Below are 14700 nucleotides of genomic sequence, written 5' to 3' on the forward strand. Positions count from 1 at the left end.
CGGTGCCGGAGGGTGGAATCCGGCCTCGCCCGGCAAGGAACAGGCTTGCGGCCTGTCAATATCCAAGCGCTTCGCCCGATGCGGCGCGGCTGTCGATGGCGCCATTGTAGCGCGCGCCACCGCCCTTCTCGATTTCCGCCAGGCTCTTGCCGCCGACCAGGATTCCGGCCGCCTGCCCCCAGCTCTGGTCAGCGAGGTCGAGGTGATAGCCCATGCCGGCGAGCAGCCTTTCGGTGTCGGGCGAAAGCCCGAACGGCTCGACATAGACGGTGTCGGGCAGCCATTGGTGATGAATGCGCGGCGCATCGATCGCCTCCTGGATGTTCATGCCGTGGTCGATGACGTTGACGATCGCTTCCAGCGTGATGGTGATGATGCGCGAGCCGCCGGGGCTGCCGATGACCATGAACGGCTTGCCGTCCCTGGCCACGACTGTCGGGCTCATCGAGGACAGCGGCGTCTTCTTCGGCTGGATAGCGTTGGCTTCGCCCTGGACGAGGCCATAGAGGTTTGGCACGCCGGGTTTCTGGGTGAAGTCGTCCATCTCGTTGTTGAGCAGGATGCCGGTGCCGTCCGCCACTACGCCGGCGCCGAACGAGCCGTTCAACGTGTAGGTGACCGCGACCGCGTTGCCGTCCTTGTCGATAATCGAATAGTGCGTCGTCTCCTTCGATTCGCCAAAACCCTTCGGCATCAGGTCCTGCGACACACCGGCCCGAAACGGATCGATCTTGTCGCGGATGTCCTTGGCATAGGCTTTATCCAGCAGCTTGGAGACCGGGTTGTCGACGAAATCGGGATCGCCGAGAGCCGAGTTGCGGTCGACATAGGCGTGGCGCATCGCCTCGACCATGACATGCACCGTTTCGGCCGAGCCCGCGCCGAGATAGGACAGCGGGTAGCCTTCCAGCACGTTGAGGATTTCGCAGATGATGACGCCGCCTGAGCTCGGCGGCGGCGACGAGATGATCTCGTAGCCACGATAGGAGCAGGTGACGGGCTTCAGCTCGCGCACCGCATAGTGTTCGAAATCACCCTTGGCCAGGATACCGCCCCTGGCGCCGCTCGCCTTGACGATGGCGTCAGCGATGGCGCCTTTGTAGAAGGCATCGGGACCTCTCTCGGAAATCGCCGAGAGCGACGCTGCAAGGTCGGGCTGAACCAGCTTCTCGCCGATGCCATAGGGCTTGCCACCGGGTTTGAGGAAGGCGGCGGCCGCCGCTGGGTCTCTCGCCAACCTTTCAGCGCCGCCGGCGAATGAGGCTGCATCGCCCTGGTTGAGGATGAACCCGTCCTTGGCATAGTTTATCGCCGGCGCCATCAGGTCCTGCCTGGACAAGGTGCCGTATTTCTCGCGCGCCATCTCGAAACCGGCGACGGAACCCGGTACGCCGACCGCGAGGTAGCCGTCGAGGCTGGCGCCCTTCACCGGGTTGCCATCCTTGTCGAGATACATGGTCTTGGTCGCGGCAAGCGGCGCCCGCTCACGAAAATCAAGGAAGGTCGATTTGCCGTCCTTGAAGCGGATGGTCATGAAGCCGCCGCCACCGATATTGCCGGCGTTGGGGTAGACCACGGCCAAGGCATAGCCGACGGCGACAGCCGCATCGACAGCATTGCCGCCCTGTTTCAGAACCTCGACGCCAACTTCGGAAGCCAGATGCTGGGCCGTGACGACCATGCCGTTCTCGCCCTTGGCCGGTGCTGGTGAGGCGGCGAAGGCCGATGGCGAAAAGGCGAAGGTGATGGAAAGGCTGAGGGCGATCAGCGTTCGGCGGGTGAGGTGCATGGCGGGTTCTCCAGGTGGTGCTTGCTAAGAAGAGCTACTTGGAGCGATCGAGTCCATCTTCAATGAAGACATTCACGGGTTGGTGACTGCCCGCTTGTGGGGAGATACAGGGCGTGAGCGATCGCCAACCTTCGGACGTTTGTTCATCCAGGTTTGATTGTGAGGCAGCTCAATCAGCTGAGACGTCGGCGGGACAGCGCCCCCTCTGTCCTGCCGGACATCTCCCCCGCAAAGGGGGAGATCGGCTCTACCTCAAACGATCCCGCCAGAGCCGCCAGCGACTGCCGGGCGTTCGGCTGCGACCTTGGCGCGGTAGCACGCTGCCCGGTAAGCCGCGACCGGATCGATGGCGCCACCGGTCCTCAGTCGCGCCATGGCAAGGATCGGCTCGACATCGGTGCGGTAAGCCGCCTTCAGCGTCTGCGTCGCCATCAGCGCGTCATTGCCGTCCTGAAAACCTTCAAGCGCCTTGCGGTCGACCAGCAGCGCCTGCGTATAGGCGCGCTGCACCTCGACCGCCGACAGCATCAGGCTTTCGATCGGATCGGTGACGTTGTGGCTCTGGTCGAGCATATGGGCGGGATCAAAGCCCTCCGCGCCGGAAAGCTCGGCATCGACCAGCTCGTTGAAGACGAGGAACAGCCGGTAGGGATCGATCGAGCCGGCATCGAGATCGTCGTCGCCATATTTCGAATCGTTGAAGTGGAAGCCGCCGAGTTTTTTGAACTGGATCAGCCGCGACACGATCATCTCGATGTTGACGTTGGGCGCATGGTGGCCGAGGTCGACGAGGCAGAACGCCTTGTCACCCAATTCCTTGGCGATGATGTAGTTGGTGCCCCAGTCCTGCACGACGGTGGAATAGAAGGCCGGCTCGTACATCTTGTGCTCGGTGAACAGCTTCCAGTCGGCCGGCAGGCCGGCATAGACTTGCCTCATGGCATCGAGATAGCGCTCGAAGGCTTTGGCGAAATTGACCTGGCCGGGGAAATTCGAGCCGTCGCCGATCCACACCGTCAATGCCCTGGAGCCCAGCGTCTTGCCGATCTCTATGCATTCGAGATTGTGCTCGACCGCCTGCCGGCGCGTACCGGCATCGGAATGCGACAGCGAACCGAATTTATAGGAGAGCTTCTGATCCTTCGTGTCCGAGAAGGTGTTGGAATTCATGGCATCGAAACCGAGACCGAAGCGGGAGGCCGCCTGCTTCAGCCGGTTCGGATCGGCCTTGTCCCACGGGATGTGCAGGGAGACGGTCGGGGTCGCCTGCGTCAACTGCTTGATGACGGAGCAATCCTCGATCTTGTCGAAGATGTCGCGTGGCTCGCCAGCGCCCGGGAAGCGGGCGAAGCGGGTGCCGCCGGTGCCGACGCCCCAGGATGGGATCGCGACGGCGAATTTCTCGACCTTGTCCCTGATCGCATTGATGGCGATGCCGCGCCGGTCTAGGCGTTCGCCGAGCGAGGCGTAGTCGCGCTCGAGGTCGGCCTTGCGCGCGGCATTGCTCTTATCGACGATGTCGGCGGAGATGATGGATTCGGACACTGCTGTTCCTCCCAGAATGCATTCGGTCAGCGCTGCCCCTCATCCGGCCCTTCGGGCCACCTTCTCCCCGTATAGTGACGGGGAGAAGGGATAGCGCTTCGACGTTAGCTCAGCGCGTAAAGCTCTGTGCGTTGCCGGCGTCGACGTTGATGATGTTGCCGGTCGACTTGGCCGACATGTCGGAGGCCAGGAAATAGATCGCCTCGGCGATGTCTTCCGGGAAGACGGAACGCTTCAGCATCGAGCGCGAGCGGTAGTGTTCCTCCAGATCGTCGGTCGACATCTTGTAGGCGGCGGCGCGTTGTTCCTTCCACTCGCCGGTCCAGATCTTCGAGCCGCGCAACACGGCGTCCGGGTTGACGACATTGACCCGGATCTGCGCTTCCGCGCCTTCCAGCGCCAGGCAGCGGGCCAAGTGGATTTCGGCGGCCTTGGCGGTGCAATAGGCGGCGGCATTGGGTGACGCGGCAAGGCCGTTCTTGGAGGCGACGAAGACGACATTGCCGCCGATCTTCTGTACCCGGAACAGCCGGAACGCTTCCCGCGAGACCAGGAAATAGCCGGTCGACAGGATATCCATGTTCTTGTTCCACAGCGCCAGCGTCGTCTCCTCGATCGGCGCCGAGGACGCAAGGCCAGCATTGGAGACCAGAATGTCGATGCCGCCGAACTCGACTGCCGTCTCGGCGAAGCCGGCGACGACCTGATCCTCCGAGGTGACGTTGATGAGGACCGGCCGGATGAAATCCTTGCCAAAGACCTTGGCCAGTTCGTCATTGGCGCTGGCGAGCGCCGCCTCGTCGATATCGGCCAGCACCACGCAGGCGCCTTCGCGCAGCAGGCGGTTGGCCGTAGCCCGGCCGATGCCGCCGGCGCCGCCGGTGACCAGCGCAATCTGGCCGGCGAGAGACTTCGGCTTCGGCATGCGCTGCAGCTTCAAGTCCTCGAGCAGCCAGTACTCGATGTCGAAAGCCTCCTGCGCGGGCAGGCCGACATAGGACGAGACGGTGGACGCGCCGCGCATGACGTTAATGGCGTTGACGTAGAATTCGCCCGAGATGCGTGCGGTCGCCTTGTCGCCGGCGAAGGTGAACATGCCGACGCCGGGCATCAGATAGACCACCGCATTGGGATCGCGGATGGCGGGCGAATCCGCATGCTTGCAGCTGTCGTAATAGGCTTGGTAGCCGACACGATATTCGGCAATGTCGTCGGCGAGGCGCGCGATGACGGCATCGACGTCAGGCTTTGCCGGGTCGAATTCGATGACCAGCGGGCGGATCTTGGTGCGCAGGAAATGATCCGGGCACGAGGTGCCGAGCGCGGCCAGCGGGCGCAAATTTTTCGAGTTGACGAATTCGAGCACGGCGGCCGAATCGTCGAAATGACCGAGCTTGTGGCTCTTTTCCGAGATCAGGCCACGGATTCTCGGCATCAGCTTGGCGGCAATGGCACGGCGGTCAGCGGCGTCGAGCGACTTCATTACCTCGCCACCGAAAATCGCCACGCCTTCGGAGCGGCGCTCGAACCACTCAATCGCCTGGTTGATCACCGAGATCGTCGTCTCGTAGCACTCCTTGGGGGTGTCGCCCCAGGTGAACAAGCCGTGGCTTTCGAGAATGACGCCCTTGGCGGTTGGGTGTTCGAGGCAGAATTTCTCCAGCCACAGGCCAAGCTCGAAGCCCGGCCGTTTCCATGGCAGCCAGCCAATGACGTCGCCAAAGATCTCCTTGGTCAGCGCCCTGGAATCTCTCGCGGCGGCGATGGCGATAATGGCATCGGGGTGCATGTGGTCGACGAAGGGCTTCGGCACGTAGGCGTGCAGCGGCGTGTCGATCGAGGCCGCGCGTGGATTGAGGTTGAAGGTGCAGTGGGGCAGATAGCCCACCATCTCGTCCTCGTGCTCGACGCCGCGGTAAAGCCCCTTCAGCGCCCGCAACTTGTCCATGTAGAGGGTGGCGAAGCCGTCCAGCTTGATCGAGGCGCTGTCGCCGCCCGAGCCCTTGACCCAAAGCACCTCGACATTCTCGCCGGTGAGGGGATCCTTCTGCCAGATCTTCGAGGAGGTATTGCCGCCGCCATAATTGGTGACGCGCTTGTCGGAGCCGAGCGTGTTCGAGCGATAGACCAGAAGCTCGGGCTCGCTCATCCCCTGTGCCTTCGCATCATCCCACAGATTGGCGAGGCGCGAGCCGGAGCGCTTGTCGAGCATAGGTAATCCTCCCTTGGAGCGCGGACGATGCGCTCCTTTTTCGCCCAGGAATGTCTACGCAAGAGGCGAGCTTGTCAATCACAAACGATCAACATCAATCATATTGCACTGCACAATGAAATTATATGATCGGAAATGATTGACACTGCTCGTTTTGGGTGCCTAGATGCTGAGGCAGGGAGGAACCATGCACGAAAAAGAGCGCCATAGGATCATTCTGTCCGCCGTCCAGGAAAAACCTGTGGTGACGGTGCAGGAGATGGTCGACCTGACGGAATCCTCCGAGGCGACGATCCGGCGCGACATCGCTGCTCTCCATGTCCAGAAACGCCTGCGCCGGGTGCGCGGCGGCGCCGAGGCGATCTCGCCGCCGCAGTTCATCGGGCTGGCGGGCCGCCCCTTCTCCGTCAACGAAACGCTCAACGCCGCGCAGAAGCGGGCCATCGCACGCGAAGCGGTCGAACTGTGCAAGGACGGCGAGCCGATCATCATCAACGGCGGCACCACCACCTTCCAGATGGTGCATTTCCTGACCGGCCGCCGCATGCCGATCTTCACCAATTCGTTCCCGATCGCCGAGCACCTGCTCAAGCACTCCAAGAACACGGTGATGCTGTCGGGCGGCACGATCTATCGCGAGCAGAACATCATCCTGTCGCCTTTCGACAATGATGTGACGCGCAATTTCTACGCGCGCCGCATGTTCATGGGTGCTCAAGGGTTGGGGCCGCTCGGCCTGATGGAAGGCGATCCGCTGCTGATCCAGGCGGAGCAGAAGCTGATCGACCAGGCCGACGAACTGGTGGTGTTGGTCGATTCCTCGAAATTCCGCAAACGCTCCAGCCTGATCCTGTGTGGTCTTTCGCGGATCGCAACCGTCATCACCGATGACGGCATCGAGGACCGTGAGGCAAAGATGCTGGAAACCGCGGGGGTGACGCTGATCGTCGCCCGCAAGTCGACAAAGGAAGAATCTTCACTGCAGGCCTGAGACACCCTCACGCCGCAGCGGCGATGGAATGCAACGCTCAAGGGAGGAAAAACGATGAGCTTTCTGAAGAAATTGATGGTGACGGCGGCCTTCTCGGCCGCCATGTTCGTGAATGCCGCCTACGCTGAAAATGTCAAGATCGCGCTGGTGGTGAAGTCGCTCGGCAACGGCTTCTTCGATGCCGCCAACAAGGGCGCGCAAGAGGCGGCCAAGGAACTCGGCGACGTCGACATCATCTACACCGGCCCGACCAAGGCGACCGCGGAAGCGCAGATCGAAGTGGTCAATTCGCTGATCGCGCAGAAGGTCAACGCCATCGCGATTTCCGCCAATGACGCCGACGCGCTGGTGCCGGTGCTGAAGAAGGCCATGGAGCGCGGCATCACCGTCATCTCCTGGGATTCGGGCGTCGCCAAGGAAGGCCGCCAGCTTCACCTCAACCCGTCCGACACCGGCCTGATCGGCGAGACCATCATCAAGCTCGCCGCCGACTATCTGCCGGAAGGCGGCGATGTCGCCATCCTGTCGGCCTCCTCGACCGCGACCAACCAGAATTCCTGGATCGAAGCGGCCAAGAAGGTGCTGCCGGAGAAGTTCCCCAAGATCAAGCTGGTCGCCACCGTCTATGGCGATGACGACTCGGCGAAGAGCACCGACGAGGCCAAGGGCCTCTTGAAGTCCTATCCGAACCTCAAGGCGATCATCGCGCCGACCACCGTCGGCGTCGTCGCCGCCGCGCAGGTCGTCACCGACGAGAACCTGATCGGCAAGGTCAACGTCACGGGCCTGGCGCTGCCGTCGGAGTTCAAGAAGTTCATCGACAACGGCGCCAGCCAGGCGGTTGCGCTGTGGAACCCGATCGACCTCGGCTACTCCGCGGTCTACCTCGCCCATGACCTGGCGGTGAAGAAGGAAGAGGCCAAGCCGGGCGCGACGCTGTCGATCGGCCGCGTCGGCAAGGTCACGCTCGACGACACCAACTCGGCCGCGATGGCTCCGCCCTTCCAGTTCGACAAGAGCAACATCGAGAAGTTCTCCAAGATCTATTGATCCTGGCGCCCTTCAATGGCGCGGCGGGGCTTTGGTCCCGCCGCGACTTCAAACGGACCTAGTTTCAGGGCTTGATACGGATATGGACACGACAGCCCAACGCAGCGAGACAAAGGAGCGGCCTGCAGCCTCGGCTCCACGCCTGACGCTGTCCGGCATCTCCAAGAGCTTTCCCGGCGTGCGGGCGCTGCACAATGTCAGCCTTTCGCTTTATCCAGGCCAGGTGACCGCGCTGATCGGTGAAAACGGCGCCGGCAAGTCGACGCTGGTCAAGATCATGACCGGCATCTACCAGCCCGACGCGGGGACCATCAGCATTGACGGCCAGCCCGTCACCTTGCCCAGCGCGCATGCGGCCTTCGGCATCGGCGTCACCGCCATCCACCAGGAGACGGTTCTGTTCGACGATCTCAGCGTCGCCGAAAACATTTTCCTTGGCCATGCGCCACGCTCGCGCTTCGGCACCATCGACTGGCGCATGATGCGCAAGAATGCGCGAGAAGTGCTCGACACCATGCATGCCGGCCATATCGACGCCGATGCGCGGCTCAGGGATCTCGGCATCGCCAACAAGCATCTCGTCGCGGTCGCGCGCGCCATGTCGATCGATTCTCAGATCGTCATCATGGACGAGCCGACCGCCGCCCTTTCGATGAAGGAGATCGAGGAGCTGTTCCTGCTCATCGAGTTCCTCAAGGAACAGGGCAAGGCGATCCTGTTCATCAGCCACAAGTTCGACGAGATCTATCGCATCGCTGACCGCTACACCGTATTCCGCGACGGCGAGATGGTCGGCGAAGGCCTGATCAGGGATGCCGGCCAGAGCCAGATCGTGCGCATGATGGTGGGCCGCGCGGTCGACCACATCTTTCCGCAGCGCAAGGCCGAGATCGGCGCGCCGGTGCTCTCCGTTTCCGGCCTGTCGCACCCGACCGAATTCAACGACATCGGCTTCGAACTGCACAAGGGCGAGATCCTCGGCTTCTACGGCCTGGTCGGTGCCGGGCGCAGCGAGGTCATGCAGGCGATTTCAGGCATCACGCGCACCAGCAGCGGCACGATCACGCTGGAAGGCAAGGCGATCGCGCCGAAATCGGCGGCGGATTCGATCGAAGCCGGCATCGTCTACGTGCCGGAGGAACGCGGCAAACAGGGCGTGGTGATCGGCCTGCCGATCTTCCAGAATGTTTCTCTCCCTTCACTCGCACGGACCTCCAAATCCGGCGTGCTTCGGCTGGCGGAGGAATTTTCGCTGGCCCGTTCCTTTACAGAAAGGCTTGACCTCAGGGCCTCCTCGCTCAGCCAGGATGTCGGAACGCTTTCGGGGGGAAACCAGCAGAAGGTGGTCATCGCCAAATGGCTGGCGACGACACCCAAAGTGATCATCCTGGACGAGCCGACCAAGGGCATCGACATCGGCTCCAAGGCCGCCGTGCACGGCTTCATGGCGGAGCTTGTGGCGCAGGGCCTGTCGGTGATCATGGTGTCGTCCGAACTGCCCGAAATCCTCGGCATGTCCGACCGCGTCGTCGTCATGCGCGAGGGCCTCGTCGCGGCGGTCTACGACAACAAGGGACTGGATGCCGAGACGTTGGTCCGGACAGCAGCGGGGATCGCGGCATGAAAGCATTCCTCAAATGCCGCGAAATCTGGCTGCTCGCGGCCATCGTCGTGCTGATCGGGCTGATCTCGACGCGCTTTCCGGCCTTTGCCGATGCAGGCAATCTGCGCCAGGTGTTCAACGACACCTCCATCCTGATGATCCTGGCGCTCGGCCAGATGGTCGTTATCCTGACCCGCTCCATCGACCTGTCGATGGCCTCCAATCTGTGCTTCACCGGCATGGTGGTGGCGATGCTGAACGCCGCCCATCCAGCAATCCCGATCCCGCTGCTGATCGTCATCGCACTCGCCGTCGGGCTGATGCTCGGTGCTATCAACGGCCTGCTGGTGTGGCGGTTGAACATCCCCTCGATCGTGGTGACGCTGGGCACGCTGACCATCTATCGCGGCGCTACTTTCGTCCTGTCCGGCGGCGCCTGGGTCAATGCCGACAAGATGAGCCCCGACTTCATCGGTTTCCAGCGCGCTGCTTTCCTCGGCATTCCCGTGCTGTCCTTGATCGCCATACTGGTCATCGGACTGTTCTTCGTGCTGATGACACGCACCGCGCTCGGCCGCTCGATCTACGCCATCGGCGTCAATCCGACGGCGTCGGTCTATGCCGGCATCGATGTCGGCCGCACGAAATTCATCGTCTTCTGCATCTCCGGCATGATCGGTGGCCTCTGCGGTTATCTCTGGATTTCGCGCTACGTCATTGCCTCGGTCGAGGTCGCCAACGGCTATGAGCTCAACATCATCGCCGCTTGCGTCATCGGCGGCATCTCGATCGCCGGCGGCATCGGTTCGGTCGGCGGTGCCGTGCTCGGCGCGCTGTTCCTCGGCATCATCTCCAATGCGTTGCCGGTCATCAACATCTCGCCCTTCTGGCAGATGGCGATTTCGGGCAGCGCCATCATCCTGGCCGTCGTGCTCAACGCGCGCGGCGAACGCCAGCAGGGCCGCATCATCCTGAGAAAGGTGGAAGCGGCATGACCGACGTCCCCGCCCCTCGCCACATTCCCGACCGGCTCGACAAGCCGCTCTCTTCGGCGATCTTTTCCTGGGAAGCGCTGCTGGTCGTGGTGGCCATCGCCATCTTTGCCATCAACAGTTTCGCCTCACCCTATTTCCTCGACCCCTATTCGCTCTCCGATCTCACCTTCAACTTCACCGAAAAGGGTCTGATCGCCTTTGCCATGGCATTGCTGATCATTTCCGGCGAGATCGACCTGTCGGTGGCCGCCATCATCGCGCTGGCATCGACCATGATGGGCATGGCGGTGCAGGCCGGCGCCGACACGCCAGTGCTTGTCTTGATCGGCATCGTCGTCGGGCTCGGCTGCGGCGCCTTCAACGGGCTGCTGGTCACACGCCTCGGCTTGCCTTCCATCGTCGTCACCATCGGCACGATGAGCCTGTTTCGCGGCATCGCCTTCATAATCCTCGGCGACCAGGCCTATAAGGGCTATCCTGAAAGCTTCGCCTTCTTCGGCCAGGGTTACGTCTGGTGGGTGGTGTCGTTTGAACTGGTGCTCTTCCTCATAGCGGCTGTCGTCTACTGGTTCATGCTCCACCGCACGAGTTTCGGCCGTCGTGTCTTCGCCATCGGCAACAATCCGGTCGCGGCACAGTTTTCCGGCGTGCGCGTCGGCCGCATAAAATTCATCCTGTTTTGCCTGACCGGCCTGATGTCGGGCATAGCCTCGGTGCTGATCACCTCGCGGCTCGGCTCGACACGGCCGTCCATCGCCCAAGGTTATGAGCTCGAAGTCATCACCATGGTGGTGCTGGGCGGCGTCAGCATCCTTGGCGGCGCCGGCAGCATTCTGGGCGTCGTGCTCGCCGCCTTCATCATGGGGCTGGTGACCTTCGGCCTCGGCCTGCTCAACGTGCCCGGCATCGTCATGTCGATCTTCATAGGCGTGCTCCTGATCATCGTCATTGCGCTGCCGATCGTCTGGCGGCGGCTGCGCGGGGGACGCTTGGCCTGATGCCCGAGAAGTACGCATTCAAGATGATGCTCAAGCCCGGCATGAAGGCCGAGTATAAGAAGCGCCACGATGAAATCTGGCCGGCGCTGGTCGCGCTGCTCAAGCAGGCCGGCGTCTCCGACTATTCGATCCATCTCGACGAAGAGACCAACATCCTGTTTGGGGTGCTGTGGCGGCGCGATGGTCACGGCATGGATGATCTGCCGAAGCATCCGGTGATGCAGCGCTGGTGGGCTGAAATGGCCGACATCATGGAGACCAGGCCGGACAATGAACCGGTGGCGGTGCCCCTGGAACTAATGTTCCATATGGAATGAGCGCGATCCGCCACATCGCCGTCATCGATATCGGCAAGACCAACGCCAAGGTGGCACTGGTCGATCTCGCCACATTGAGCGAGGTAGCGCTGCGCCGCATGGCAAACGCGCCGGTGCGACAGGCGCCCTATCCGCATCACGATGTCGAAGCGCTGTGGGTTTTCATCCTCGACAGCCTTGCGGCGCTCAACCGCGAACAGCGCATCGACGCGATTTCGATCACCACCCATGGCGCGACCGGCGTGCTGGTCGATGCCTCCGGCGAACTCGTGCTACCTGTTCTCGACTATGAATTCGGCGGGCCCGACGAGCTTGCGGAAGGCTATGACGCGATCCGCCCGCCTTTCGCCGAGACCGGCACGCCGCGCCTGCCGCTCGGCCTCAATCTCGGCGCGCAATTCTTCTGGCAGCAGCAAAGCTTCCCGACGGAGTTCGCCAGGGCCGCCGCGATGCTGATGTACCCGCAATACTGGGCGCTGCGCTTGACCGGTGTCGTCGCCAACGAGGTCACCTCGCTCGGCTGCCACACCGATCTGTGGAACCCCTGGACTGGGGATTTTTCGGCGCTGGTCGACCGCCTGGGCTGGCGCGGCCTGATGGCGCCCGTGCGGCCGGCCAGGGACCGTCTTGGCTCGATCCTGCCCGCGCTTGCGGAGCGGACCGGACTCCACCCGCAAACGCCGGTCTTTTGCGGCCTGCACGATTCCAACGCCTCCCTGCTGCCGCATCTCCTGTCCGATACGCCGCCCTTCTCGGTGGTCTCGACCGGCACCTGGGTGGTGTCGATGGCGGTCGGCGGCAAGGCGGTCGCGCTCGATCCAGCAAGGGATACGCTGGTCAATGTCAATGCACTCGGCAACCCCGTGCCCTCGGCGCGGTTCATGGGCGGCCGCGAATTCTCGCTGCTGACCGAAGGCTCGGCGCAGAACTGGAACGACAGCGATGTTGCTGCCGTGCTGGCGCGCAAGACACTGCTTTTGCCTTCGATCCAGCAAGGCTCGGGGCCGTTTCCGCATCACACCGCCGCATGGCGCAAGGGCGAGGCCATCCCTCCCGGCCAGCGCTTTGCCGCGATCTCCTTCTACCTGGCGCTGATGACCGCCACTTGCCTCGACCTGATCGGCGGCGATGGTCCGACGACCGTCGAGGGACCTTTCGCGCGCAACCAATTGTTCACGCGGATGCTTGCCGCCAGCACCGGCCGCGCGGTCATCGCATCGGAAGCCGCTACCGGCACCAGCATCGGGGCCGCCCTGCTGGCATCGGACCAGGGTGCCGCGCATGGCAAGGGCCAGAGACAAGAGCCGCCGGCCGATCCGGCCTGGACGGAGTATGCGCGCGCGTGGCGGGCGGCCGTCGAGGCTATTGGCTGATCAGAGAATCCGCTTGCCGAAGGCCGACATGACGAAGTTGACGGTCTCCGTGCCGATCCTGGGCTCCAGATCGGCACTCAGGCCCGAGACATTCATCGACAGCAGTCCGCCGGAAAGCGCAATCGCCTCCATCGCCTGATGCGTCTCGCGCACGGTGAGGCCGCCGGAACCAGCCGCCCAGCCGGCGAAATCGGTCACATCAGGCGAATAGCTGACGTGAAACCCTTGCGTGCCCGAGGTGGCGATGCGGATCGCCTCGTGCATCAGGTCGCGCATGCCCATGGCGTCGATGTCGGTCATGGTGAAGGCCGAGACGCGCGAATCCTTCAGCACCCGCACTTCGGCCGGGTCCGCATGGCGCAGTCCGATGATGACGACGTTTTCCGGCGACAGCTGCGGCTGCAGCGCGCCGGCCTTGTGGTCGAGGCCAAGCGAGCGCGCCAGTACCGACACTTCCGGCAGGTCGATGCCGTCCTCGTCCTCGGGCATCAGCGCGGCGATGGAATCGATCCAGATCAGGCCGAAGGAGTGCGTCGCGCCCGCCGTCGCCGTCAGCGCCTTGTGAGCGATACGACGATCGGCACCCGCGGCTAACCGGATCAGGCCCGAGGGCGGCCGATCGATATCCGCCAGTTCGACGACATCGAAATTCATCGCCTCCAGCCGGGCGCCGGTTCCCTCCCGGGCGAGGATGCGGGCCGCTTCCGCTTCGGCCGAAATCGACACCATCTTGCGACCGGAGAAATCCGCGACATCGTGCATCGGCGCTTTTTCGACATATTCCGAGGTCATTGCCAAAAGCATGGCGCCATAGCTCATGCGGAAGGCGACGCGATCGCCAACGGCGAGCGGCGGATCGGCGTCCTGGACATCGAGTAGCAGATGGTCACTGGAGGCGCCGAGCACCCTTATGCCCTTGACGATCGGGCTCAGCCCTTCGACCAGCACATCCTCGCGGCCGATATTGGCGATGGCGCGCAACCTGTCGCCTTCGTCGGGGAAGACAGGCTGGTTGCCGAAGGCGTCGTAACCGGAGGTGCCGATCGGCCGTGACGGCTTAAGCTTGACCTCGATGACGTCGCTGGTCAGCCGGCAGGCATCGGGTTCGAGTTCGGCCCATGGCACGTCACGGAAGGTTTCCACACCACCCTGCAGGATCGCCTCGCCGACGCGCAGATTGTTGATACCGGCCGGCAATTTGCCTTCGAGCAGCAGCGGCAGGGACGACGAGGCGCCGCCGGAGATGAAGTCCAGGCTTTTCCCGGACAGGCGCTCGGTCTTGTAGGCATGGGCGACAAGCTGGCCGAGATTTTCTTCCGTCGGCGTGATGGCGCCGAAGCAACCGAGATTGGTGCCGATGCCGGCGATACGCACGCCCTTCATGTCGAGAATCTGCTCGACCGTGGGGATGAGGTCGTTCGGCCAGATGCCCTCCCGGAGGTCGCCGAGATCGATCATCAGCATGATGTCGTGGACGCGGCCCATGCGCTCGGCGATGCGCGAGATTTCACGGATGATCGTCAGCTCCGACTGCAGGCTGACGTCGACGGTGCGCACCACTTCCTCCACACGCGCCATCGGCGGGCTGCGCAACAGCATGATCGGCGCGCTGATACCGCTGTCGCGCAGTCGGCGGATGTTCTCGAAGCGGGATTCGGCAATGCCAGCGACGCCGCCGCGCAGCATGGCGCGCGCCACCTGCGGCATGCCGCAGGTGCCCTTGGTGACGCCGAACACCTTGATGCCCGAAAGCGCGCAACGATCGACAATGGTGCGTGCATTGCGCTCGATGCGGCCAAGGTCGATGGCGACTTGCGGTCCCGACAT

11 protein-coding genes are annotated in these 14700 nt (G+C 63.1%); 7 read left to right on the forward strand and 4 right to left on the reverse strand.

Features of this window, described 5'->3' with window-relative positions:
• Positions 1–55: 55 nt before the first annotated feature.
• From ggt to O7B34_RS02035, 3 genes are all read right to left on the reverse strand, one after another.
• On the reverse strand, positions 56–1789 hold the full coding sequence (gene ggt, locus O7B34_RS02025) for a gamma-glutamyltransferase (protein WP_337144677.1): 1734 nt from the start codon (positions 1787–1789) through the stop codon (positions 56–58).
• A gap of 252 nt (positions 1790–2041) precedes the next feature.
• The gene (rhaI, locus tag O7B34_RS02030; protein WP_337144678.1) at positions 2042–3334 is read right to left on the reverse strand and encodes an L-rhamnose catabolism isomerase; all 1293 of its coding nucleotides are present in this window, start codon (positions 3332–3334) and stop codon (positions 2042–2044) included.
• A gap of 109 nt (positions 3335–3443) precedes the next feature.
• Positions 3444–5546 (reverse strand): bifunctional rhamnulose-1-phosphate aldolase/short-chain dehydrogenase, encoded by a 2103-nt coding sequence (locus O7B34_RS02035; RefSeq protein WP_337144679.1) that lies wholly within the window; start codon positions 5544–5546, stop codon positions 3444–3446.
• A gap of 187 nt (positions 5547–5733) precedes the next feature.
• On the opposite strand from O7B34_RS02035, the gene O7B34_RS02040 reads away from it, so the two are divergent.
• The 7 genes from O7B34_RS02040 to O7B34_RS02070 all read left to right on the forward strand — a co-directional run bounded on the left by O7B34_RS02040 (position 5734) and on the right by O7B34_RS02070 (position 12873).
• Positions 5734–6537 carry a DeoR/GlpR family DNA-binding transcription regulator gene (locus tag O7B34_RS02040; protein WP_027145694.1) on the forward strand — a complete coding sequence of 268 codons (804 nt, stop codon included), beginning with the start codon at positions 5734–5736 and terminating at the stop codon, positions 6535–6537.
• Between the two features lie 54 nt (positions 6538–6591).
• A complete protein-coding gene (gene rhaS / locus O7B34_RS02045) occupies positions 6592–7587 on the forward strand; it encodes a rhamnose ABC transporter substrate-binding protein (RefSeq protein WP_015319234.1) in 996 nt (331 codons plus the stop codon).
• Between the two features lie 82 nt (positions 7588–7669).
• The gene (locus O7B34_RS02050) at positions 7670–9211 is read left to right on the forward strand and encodes a sugar ABC transporter ATP-binding protein (RefSeq protein ID WP_337144680.1); all 1542 of its coding nucleotides are present in this window, start codon (positions 7670–7672) and stop codon (positions 9209–9211) included.
• Positions 9208–10185, forward strand: a complete 978-nt coding sequence (locus tag O7B34_RS02055; RefSeq protein WP_337144681.1) for an ABC transporter permease — start codon at positions 9208–9210, stop codon at positions 10183–10185. Before O7B34_RS02050 ends, O7B34_RS02055 begins: the two co-directional genes overlap by 4 nt.
• The gene (locus O7B34_RS02060) at positions 10182–11183 is read left to right on the forward strand and encodes an ABC transporter permease (RefSeq protein ID WP_337144682.1); all 1002 of its coding nucleotides are present in this window, start codon (positions 10182–10184) and stop codon (positions 11181–11183) included. Before O7B34_RS02055 ends, O7B34_RS02060 begins: the two co-directional genes overlap by 4 nt.
• On the forward strand, positions 11183–11500 hold the full coding sequence (gene rhaM / locus O7B34_RS02065; RefSeq protein WP_337144683.1) for an L-rhamnose mutarotase: 318 nt from the start codon (positions 11183–11185) through the stop codon (positions 11498–11500). The genes O7B34_RS02060 and rhaM overlap by 1 nt, the downstream gene beginning before the upstream one ends.
• Positions 11497–12873 (forward strand): FGGY-family carbohydrate kinase, encoded by a 1377-nt coding sequence (locus O7B34_RS02070; protein WP_337144684.1) that lies wholly within the window; start codon positions 11497–11499, stop codon positions 12871–12873. The genes rhaM and O7B34_RS02070 overlap by 4 nt, the downstream gene beginning before the upstream one ends.
• Here the strand turns inward: O7B34_RS02070 and O7B34_RS02075 are convergent, their stop codons facing one another.
• Positions 12874–14700 carry an alanine racemase gene (locus O7B34_RS02075; RefSeq protein WP_337144685.1) on the reverse strand — a complete coding sequence of 609 codons (1827 nt, stop codon included), beginning with the start codon at positions 14698–14700 and terminating at the stop codon, positions 12874–12876. It abuts the gene before it with no gap.

The organism is Mesorhizobium sp. Cs1299R1N3 (genome assembly GCF_037179625.1).
Lineage (GTDB): Bacteria > Pseudomonadota > Alphaproteobacteria > Rhizobiales > Rhizobiaceae > Mesorhizobium > Mesorhizobium salmacidum.

Excerpts from the sequence above, each read along its gene's own strand:
- ggt (WP_337144677.1), bottom strand. The coding sequence starts at position 1,789 with ATGCACCTCACCCGCCGAACGCTGATCGCCCTCAGCCTTTCCATCACC.
- O7B34_RS02035 (WP_337144679.1), bottom strand. The coding sequence starts at position 5,546 with ATGCTCGACAAGCGCTCCGGCTCGCGCCTCGCCAATCTGTGGGATGAT.
- O7B34_RS02040 (WP_027145694.1), top strand. The coding sequence starts at position 5,734 with ATGCACGAAAAAGAGCGCCATAGGATCATTCTGTCCGCCGTCCAGGAA.
- rhaS (WP_015319234.1), top strand. The coding sequence starts at position 6,592 with ATGAGCTTTCTGAAGAAATTGATGGTGACGGCGGCCTTCTCGGCCGCC.
- O7B34_RS02050 (WP_337144680.1), top strand. The coding sequence starts at position 7,670 with ATGGACACGACAGCCCAACGCAGCGAGACAAAGGAGCGGCCTGCAGCC.
- O7B34_RS02055 (WP_337144681.1), top strand. The coding sequence starts at position 9,208 with ATGAAAGCATTCCTCAAATGCCGCGAAATCTGGCTGCTCGCGGCCATC.
- O7B34_RS02060 (WP_337144682.1), top strand. The coding sequence starts at position 10,182 with ATGACCGACGTCCCCGCCCCTCGCCACATTCCCGACCGGCTCGACAAG.
- rhaM (WP_337144683.1), top strand. The coding sequence starts at position 11,183 with ATGCCCGAGAAGTACGCATTCAAGATGATGCTCAAGCCCGGCATGAAG.
- O7B34_RS02070 (WP_337144684.1), top strand. The coding sequence starts at position 11,497 with ATGAGCGCGATCCGCCACATCGCCGTCATCGATATCGGCAAGACCAAC.
- O7B34_RS02075 (WP_337144685.1), bottom strand. The coding sequence starts at position 14,700 with ATGTCGGGACCGCAAGTCGCCATCGACCTTGGCCGCATCGAGCGCAAT.